Below are 1,057 nucleotides of genomic sequence, written 5' to 3'. Positions count from 1 at the left end.
TGAAGGATATGGATTTTAGATCAGTAGATTCTGCAAGCAGAAAGGAAATACGCAAACGAGCGATCAAGCAAATTAATTCAGGTGTTCAAAAGAAAAAAGTAGCTATGATGTACGGAGTTAACCCAAACACAATTACTAATTGGGTTAAAAAACATAAAAAAGAAGGGATTAAAGGGTTGACAGATAATAAGCGCGGTGTTAGCTCTGAGGATAAAAAATTACTTAGTAGCACTCAAGAGTTAGAGATCCAACGCATGATTACAGATGTTATGCCAGATCAACTAAAATTGGATTTTGCTTTATGGACACGCAAAGCTGTAAAGGAATTAGTGGAACGTGAATTTGGTGTAAAATTAGCGATAAATACAATGGGGGATTATCTACGCTCTTGGGGATTTAGTCCTCAAAAACCCAAGAAACAAGCTTACGAACAATGTTCTAAAAAAGTGCAATTATGGTTAGATGAACAATATCCAGCCATTAAGAAACGCGCTAAAGAGGAAAATGCAGAAATACAATGGGGTGATGAAACAGGAGTAAGAAACGCTAATCAACATGGTCGTTCTTATGCTCCCAAAGGAAAAACGCCTGTAAAGAAAAGTATGTCTAAACGTTTTTCTGTAAACATGATTTCTACAGTAACTAATCAAGGAAGTGTTCAATTTATGATTTACTCAGGAACTATGAATGCTGATAGATTCATTGAATTTCTAGAACAGCTTATCAAAGATAAAACACAAAAAATATTTTTAATCCTAGATAATTTAAGAGTTCATCACAGTAAAATAGTAAAGAAATGGATTGAAGAAAAACTGGAACATATTGAGTTATTCTTCTTGCCTTCTTATTCTCCAGAGAAAAACCCTGATGAGTATCTAAACTGTGATTTAAAATATGCTTTATCTGAAAAACCTGCTCCTAAAAACGAAAAACAGCTTGAAGAAAATGTCAAGAATCATATGAAAATGCTAACTGAAAATAGCCAAAGAGTAGCTAAATATTTTAACCATAAGGATATAAAATACGCAGCATAAAATCTCTATTTATTGCCGTCGGG

At 33.5% G+C, this 1,057-nt stretch carries 1 protein-coding gene; it reads left to right on the top strand.

The window, feature by feature from the left end; all coding sequences use genetic code 11:
* Positions 1-8 precede the first annotated feature (8 nt).
* On the top strand, positions 9-1,034 hold the full coding sequence (locus tag GMC_RS23295; protein ID WP_029489529.1) for an IS630 family transposase: 1,026 nt from the start codon (positions 9-11) through the stop codon (positions 1,032-1,034).
* The last annotated feature ends 23 nt before the right edge of the window (positions 1,035-1,057 follow it).

Origin of the sequence: Aquimarina agarivorans, assembly GCF_000218485.1 — a bacterium.
GTDB lineage: Bacteria > Bacteroidota > Bacteroidia > Flavobacteriales > Flavobacteriaceae > Aquimarina > Aquimarina agarivorans.
Note: the sequence above shows the minus strand (reverse complement) of the source record. Positions and strands in the feature narration are given on the sequence as shown.